Consider the following 6,126-nt stretch of genomic DNA (forward strand, 5'->3'; position numbering starts at 1 on the left):
CTGAGACACGTGCCTCAAAAGAATGATACGAGAGGTGAAACCGCGCGGAAAACGACGTTGCCAATCCTAACTTTGCGAAACAACAAATGTTTGATAAGATGAGAAAATCTGAAAACTCCATACTTGAGCATTCAATGCTTCGACCCACCACAAAAGATCTGGCAAAAGAAGCAGGCGTGAGTCGTGCCACCGTGGATCGGGTCCTAAATGGGCGCGAAGGCGTGAAGCAAAAAACCGTCGATCGGGTCAATGAAGCGATCAAAAAGCTCGGATTTGTCCGAAACATTCAAGCCGCCAACCTCGCCAAATCCCAGAAGTACCGATTTGTCTTTGCACTCCCCAAATCCGGTGATCAATTCTTGGATGCCATTATTCACCACATTGATGAGGCTGGCTCGATTTTCGCAGAGGATCTTGTTTGGTGCGAAGTTCATCAAATTGACGAAAATGACCCGCACAACGTTTCTGCCTTCCTGGGCACCTTGGACGCCGCCACCACAAGCGGCGTTGCGATCATGGCGCCGGAATCTCCGCAAGTAAGGGACGCGATCTATCGCCTAAAAGAACGCGGGGTCGCCGCACTGCCATTCATTTCTGATCAAACAAGCATGGATGATCATGGGGTCGGCATGAACAACAATTCGGCAGGCGCCACTGCTGCGAACCTGATCGGTCGATTCAACAGATCTGAAACGGGTTCAGTTATGGTTATCGCCGAAAGCATGCAATCGCGTGACAGCTTGGAGCGCCGACTTGGATTTGATTCCGAATTGAGACAGCACTTCCCAAGCATGCGTGTTTTGCCGTCCCTAGAGACCTACGGCAACTATGAGAGGGCTCATGACATCATTGCAAATACTGTTCAGAACAATCCGGACCTTGCTGGTCTTTATGTGATGTCGTCGGAAGCGCGCACGCCATTGACGATTGTAAACGAGCTCTGCGGCACTGCCAGTTTTATTAAGATCGCTCATGAGCGCACACCATTCACCGAGGCTGAGCTCCGGGCTGGCAGGCTCGATAGCATCATCGCGCAGGACCCGGGGCATTTGGTACGCAGCGCGGTTCGAAAGCTAAAAGCTACCGTCGACGGACGGCAGCCAAAGAGCTCTCAAGAGCGCATACGCGTGGAAGTGATCTTACGCACCAACTTGTAGCGGCGAGACCGTCGTTGGGTGATACTCCATGATGCGGGTTTCAGCTGTCTGGTAAAAGCACACGCTGAAAAAATCCCGCTTTGGAGGCCCATCGGCGGCCAGACATGCAAGATTACCGCGTCTGATACCCGGCGAACAAAACTTCTTTTCGTGTCAGGGGCTGGGTTCAGATAGATAAAAAAGATCGACTGAATTTGCGACGCCGCGCACAACATACGACACGCATGCCGAATATAGCTCAGGGGTTTTGACCGCTCATTGACATGTTTGGCCGCTGTGGCGAAATTGACTTGTTTTCTTTTCCCAAACTGGATGCTCTTGTCATGTTGGAAACCGCAAAATTGCTCAGCGTTAATCCGATTGTGGGATTCATAGAGTCATTCGTTGATGCGGAGACGATAAGTCGACTTGAGGCAGATCTTTCAAAAATGGACCTCGGCCCTGCGGAAGTGGCAAGCGCCACTGGACCAGTGCAGGATAGCAAGAGGATTGCCCTAACCCGCAAAATCCTGCCATCGCAAAGCGAACAGATCGACAAACTTCTAGATCGGGTGGCCGCTGTTTTTCAGATGAAGTCCGAACTCTGTGAACATCCTGAATTTATCAGTTATCAAGCTGGCGGAGAATTCAAACGTCACTTTGATGCCGGTCTGGGTGGCGTTATGCCAAATCCAAATCCGGATCAGTTTGAGCCGAGTCAAAGGGTTTTTACTGCTGTATTGTATCTCAACGATGATTTCACGGCGGGTGAAACCGTGTTCCCGCGTTTGGATGTCACGATTAAGCCAAAGAGTGGCCGATTGGTGTTTTGGCAAAATACCAATATCGGGTCTTTGAAAGTACACCCGATGAGTATGCATCAGGGCGCACCGGTCGAGGACGGCAACAAGCGTATCGTCAGCTTTTGGTTCAGGAACCGTCCTTGGAGGCCGGCGCTTTCTTGAAGTGCACGTGGCTGCTTTAGGTATTAAAACGAACCTGGCGGACACCCTGGGCGCCCGCCAACCGATACCTGAACTCACAATGCCGACCTGACCAAGCTATTCGCCCACTCAGCCGAAGCATTGGTCGTCTAAAACGAATTTACTTTTGAACTGGTGGTTCGGGTGGGTCTCCGACCTTGGCCGTTTGGGCAGCCACTGAGCCTTGAAGGCGCAATAGTTTGGACTTGTCTAGCTTCATTCTTCCCTCCATTAGTAGTTTAAATTGCTTTCGCGCCCCTAGGTTATGAGCGGGACATTGTGATGTCGACAAAAAGGGTGCTGGAAACCCAAGAAAAGTTGATGGCCAACTGGCCTGGGACTCCGCTGGATCGAGCGGGCATTGTCCGCATATTGAATACTGAGGGAACGAAGCCGCCTCTGTTTTGGGTTTTTAATTCAGCAAAAGAGCCACAATCACTTGCGGATGCCCTTGGCCCTGATCAGCCGCTGATTTTCTCGCGCTCCGCGCATCTCCTTGTGTCTTCTGAAGATGACAGGCTGCTTATCCGGAAAATTTTGGGCGACTATTTGCTTGATGAAATTTCCAGATCCTTCGCCGGGCAAAAGTTTGACGCAGGAACAAGCTGCCAAGGCGCGTCGCTGGTCATGTACCTTGCCGCGAAGTCGGATCGTGGGACCTTTGAGATTGGCAGTATGTGCCTGATCAACAGCCGGCTTCCCGAGATCGCAACAGGGTGTCCTGCGTTGCTCATTTACGGCAGCGGCGATCCTGGGCACGATCCCTTTCGGCAAAACATTGAAGAGGCGGCGTCAAAAGCCTCAGTCTGTTATTCTGAGTACGAACGGATCCTTCTCGATGCGCAGCACGGAGGCTACTACTCAGAGGAAATCCTTGCGAATATACTCAGTCAGTTTCAGAGTTTTCGGTCGGAGAGGTCTGCGAGATGGTGGGCAGGGCGTTGGCTAGCTCTGCGACAGTGGGTTGGTACATCAAGATCGAAGGGGGCAGCGTGAAGCCAACAAGCTCTTCGATGTATGCGCACATGCTGACGACCGTGAGCGAGTCCCCCCCCAATTCAAAAAAGTCGCTGTCCTCACTAATAATTTCGTCGGGAAAAGCGCGGCGGTAAGCGGCCGTTACAATCGCTTGATAGTCAACGGAACTCATCGAAGGCGCTCTCTTTCTGTAAAGCGGTGGTCTGCAGCTGCCCTAAGGCGATTTTGTTTGAGGCGTTTCGGGGCAGCATCTCTTTCACCATGATTTTATCCGGGCGACGGTAAGACGCAACAGACTTTCGGATCGCTTGGGACAGTTCCGACAGGTTCAGCGCGGTTTCAACAGCCAGAAACACAACGTCATCGGCGCTTTTGGGGTCAGCGGTTGTAAAGGCAATGCAATCGCGCACGCCACCAATAGCCTTCACGTCATTTTCGAGCTCCGGAAGGTTAATGTTGACGGATTGACGGCTCGCGACCTGCTGTGATCGCCCCGCGATAAAGAGATAGCCGTCTTCGTCAAGCCAACCGATATCACCCGTTTCCAAAGGAGCCGGTTTGTCCTTCCACAAAGGCGTGACAACAATATTTCCGATGTTTCCCGGCTTGCACTGCTGACCACCCGAAGTCCGGATATCCACCTGAATATTGGTCAACGGTTTGCCAACTGAATTGGGCTTGTGCAGGATTTCGCCGCGCGCCAAACGAGATACAGGGCCGACGCCGGCCAACGAATAAAGGTTGGAAAAACCCGGAGTGAGCGTCTTATAAGCTTTGACCAAATCACTTGATGGGATGGGCCCACCTACAGATGCCATGCGTTCTATGTGGGGATATGCCGGACCTCGCTTTTGCACGTCGCGCCCCTCGTGAAGCAGCAGCAGATCGCGTATCAAAACCGGCGGCAACCCCGCAGCGGCAATATCAGTGCGCGACAGAGCTTCGTGCAGTTCATTGGTGCGGAAAAAAAGCGGCAAAGCCAAAATGAATTTGCCGTGGATCATCATCCTTATCCAATGCATCAGAACGGCGCCAAAGGCGAGGCTCCCGACGATCACCGCAGGAAGTGGCGCCGGCTGGTTCAAAATTTGTTCTGAGCTGGCCACACCTTCTAGAAAGGCTTTGTGGGTGACGCGTCTAAACCGAGGCAGATTTGTCGTTCCGGATGTCGACAGAACCAGCGCGTCGCCGTCGCTCGGAACCTTTGAGAAATCCAGCGGCTTTGTCGCTGCAGAGCGAGAATTTCGGTCAGGTAGGGCGTGAATTAACTCTGATCTCGTCAGGCTCTTGATGTCGCTAAAGGCAATGTCTATCTCAGCGCGCTCTAGAGAACCACATATGTCTTTCAGAGGTTGGCGGGGGTCCAGAAACAACGTCGGCGACCCTTGGGACCACAAAGCCATCATGGCCTCTATACCGCGCAATGGATTTGCAGAGATCACAGCCACGGCCTGATTGGGGTTAATGTCTGCTTGTTGGAAAAAGACACCCAGATTAGCAGCAGCGGCCAAAACGTCTGATCGCGTATAGGTTTGGCCTTCCCACTCCACTGCTACGGCGTCAGGTTGGGTCCTCGCCACATCCAGTATCTTTTGACCGATGTTGGGACCGCTAAAGTTCATTCACGACCGCTCGGGCATCAGTGAACAGCTTGGTGCCGAATTCGCTTAGTAATGCGTGATCGGCTACCGTTTCCGCGCAATCGCGAAAGCTGGTGATCGCGGTGTCTTTGAGTTGAGACAGGGAAAGCATCGTATTCTCTGAAGGGGCAGAAACCATTATGTCGTTTGCAGCTTGCGCCATCCTGCCGGAAACCCACATCGCGTGAAATATGCCTTCCATTGGTCTGGACTGCTTTCTCAAAGGCGATTGATAGACGGCTTGTTCATCGTTCAGAATAACGGGATCGTCTAAGTGAAACAAAAACATCTGTTGATGCGAAGTTTCGTGGACCAACGAGAGTGCGGTTGATGGCGTGTCGTGCAGCATTCTCGGATTCATCAAGACCGACCCAAAGGCATCAAAAACTGCAGCGCCACCAAAAGATGAGCGCGCATTGGGACCCGGAACCGCAAGCACCACCTCATTGGCAAGCAAGATCAGTTCTTCCCCCCACGGGGCGCGTGTGGACGACAGCAGCTCGACCGCCTGCTCAATCATCTGAACTGCGGCTTTCGTCTCCTGCAAGGAGGGAGGCTGTAAGTCGGCAGTCAAACCAACGTCATCGGAGTACGCGTCGGAGAGCAGCCTCAAATCATCCTTGTGAAAGGGAGGGGCGGACAGCGGGGTGACGCAAATATCCCGTCGGGAAAACGCCCCCCGGTCAACCATCTCGGCCAAGGTGCGGTATAGCGCTGGGATTTTCGACTGGTCGTCTTCAAGCGCTGTTTTCACCAAAGCGCCATGCAAGGCAAAAACCGCAGGTGAGGGGAATTTTTCATCACTCGAAATAAGACCGACAAGGGCGTCTTTTGACACCGGCGGTCGATAATGCTCGGAAAAGAATTCAAAGATCAAATGATTGAACGACTCCAAAATCCTAACTTGAATCTCGGCTCTCGTTTGGGAGACTTTCTTTGGGTCCGGGTAAACCAAATTTTCCAATGAAACACCTTATCTGAGCTTTACGGCCAAAGTGGACGGGTCGAAAAAGTTTTTGGCGGTCCGTTGTCAGATTTTTTTGGAACCAAAAGCGTCTTTAATCAAGAGATTATTTAACTCAATTTGTCTGGATGATTATGTGTGCGCCATCCCGTTTTGCTTGGCAAATCGGCGATCCCGCGGTGGCAGTGACGACGATACTGGCGCGTGGGTTGGGCGGCCTACGTGGCTTTGTTGCACAAATCGGTCGAGGGATTCATCTTTGGAATCCAGCATGATAGCTTGAGGGCATGAGTAGTTGGGCCCCTACAAAGTACAAGACCACGAACTGGTCGGCTTACAATGACAGCTTGAAGCGACGCGGATCGCTGTGGATCTGGTTTGATCCTGGGATGGTTTGGGTGCCGCCGCCGAGCGGCAAGCGCGGC

At 52.4% G+C, this 6,126-nt stretch carries 5 protein-coding genes and 1 pseudogene; 3 read left to right on the forward strand and 3 right to left on the reverse strand.

All coding sequences use genetic code 11. The features are described 5' to 3' along the window. The first annotated feature begins 86 nt into the window (after window positions 1–86). Both SHIM_RS07550 and SHIM_RS07555 read left to right on the forward strand, forming a co-directional pair. Window positions 87–1,157 (forward strand): LacI family DNA-binding transcriptional regulator, encoded by a 1,071-nt coding sequence (locus tag SHIM_RS07550; protein WP_082358299.1) that lies wholly within the window; start codon window positions 87–89, stop codon window positions 1,155–1,157. Between the two features lie 263 nt (window positions 1,158–1,420). Further along, window positions 1,421–2,101: a prolyl hydroxylase family protein gene (locus SHIM_RS07555; RefSeq protein ID WP_054001931.1), complete on the forward strand. Its 681-nt coding sequence runs from the start codon at window positions 1,421–1,423 to the stop codon at window positions 2,099–2,101. Between the two features lie 904 nt (window positions 2,102–3,005). Here SHIM_RS07555 and SHIM_RS19950 read toward each other — a convergent pair. The 3 genes from SHIM_RS19950 to SHIM_RS07570 are packed head-to-tail and all read right to left on the reverse strand — an operon-like array spanning window position 3,006 to window position 5,701. Then, on the reverse strand, window positions 3,006–3,269 hold the full coding sequence (locus SHIM_RS19950) for an acyl carrier protein (protein WP_082358301.1): 264 nt from the start codon (window positions 3,267–3,269) through the stop codon (window positions 3,006–3,008). Continuing rightward, window positions 3,256–4,719: a class I adenylate-forming enzyme family protein gene (locus SHIM_RS07565; protein WP_054001933.1), complete on the reverse strand. Its 1,464-nt coding sequence runs from the start codon at window positions 4,717–4,719 to the stop codon at window positions 3,256–3,258. Before SHIM_RS07565 ends, SHIM_RS19950 begins: the two co-directional genes overlap by 14 nt. Beyond that, entirely contained in the window at window positions 4,709–5,701 is a 993-nt protein-coding gene (locus tag SHIM_RS07570) for an aKG-HExxH-type peptide beta-hydroxylase (RefSeq protein WP_152926474.1), read from the reverse strand. The genes SHIM_RS07565 and SHIM_RS07570 overlap by 11 nt, the downstream gene beginning before the upstream one ends. A gap of 287 nt (window positions 5,702–5,988) precedes the next feature. Between SHIM_RS07570 and SHIM_RS20145 the strand changes: the two are divergent. Continuing rightward, window positions 5,989–6,126, forward strand: a pseudogene (locus tag SHIM_RS20145) (IS5/IS1182 family transposase); the annotation flags it as partial.

The organism is Shimia sp. SK013 (assembly GCF_001292625.1).
GTDB lineage: Bacteria > Pseudomonadota > Alphaproteobacteria > Rhodobacterales > Rhodobacteraceae > Shimia.

Coding starts and splice junctions, on each gene's coding strand:
- SHIM_RS07550 (WP_082358299.1), top strand. CDS start 87: ATGTTTGATAAGATGAGAAAATCTGAAAACTCCATACTTGAGCATTCA.
- SHIM_RS07565 (WP_054001933.1), bottom strand. CDS start 4,719: ATGAACTTTAGCGGTCCCAACATCGGTCAAAAGATACTGGATGTGGCG.
- SHIM_RS07555 (WP_054001931.1), top strand. CDS start 1,421: ATGTTTGGCCGCTGTGGCGAAATTGACTTGTTTTCTTTTCCCAAACTG.
- SHIM_RS19950 (WP_082358301.1), bottom strand. CDS start 3,269: ATGAGTTCCGTTGACTATCAAGCGATTGTAACGGCCGCTTACCGCCGC.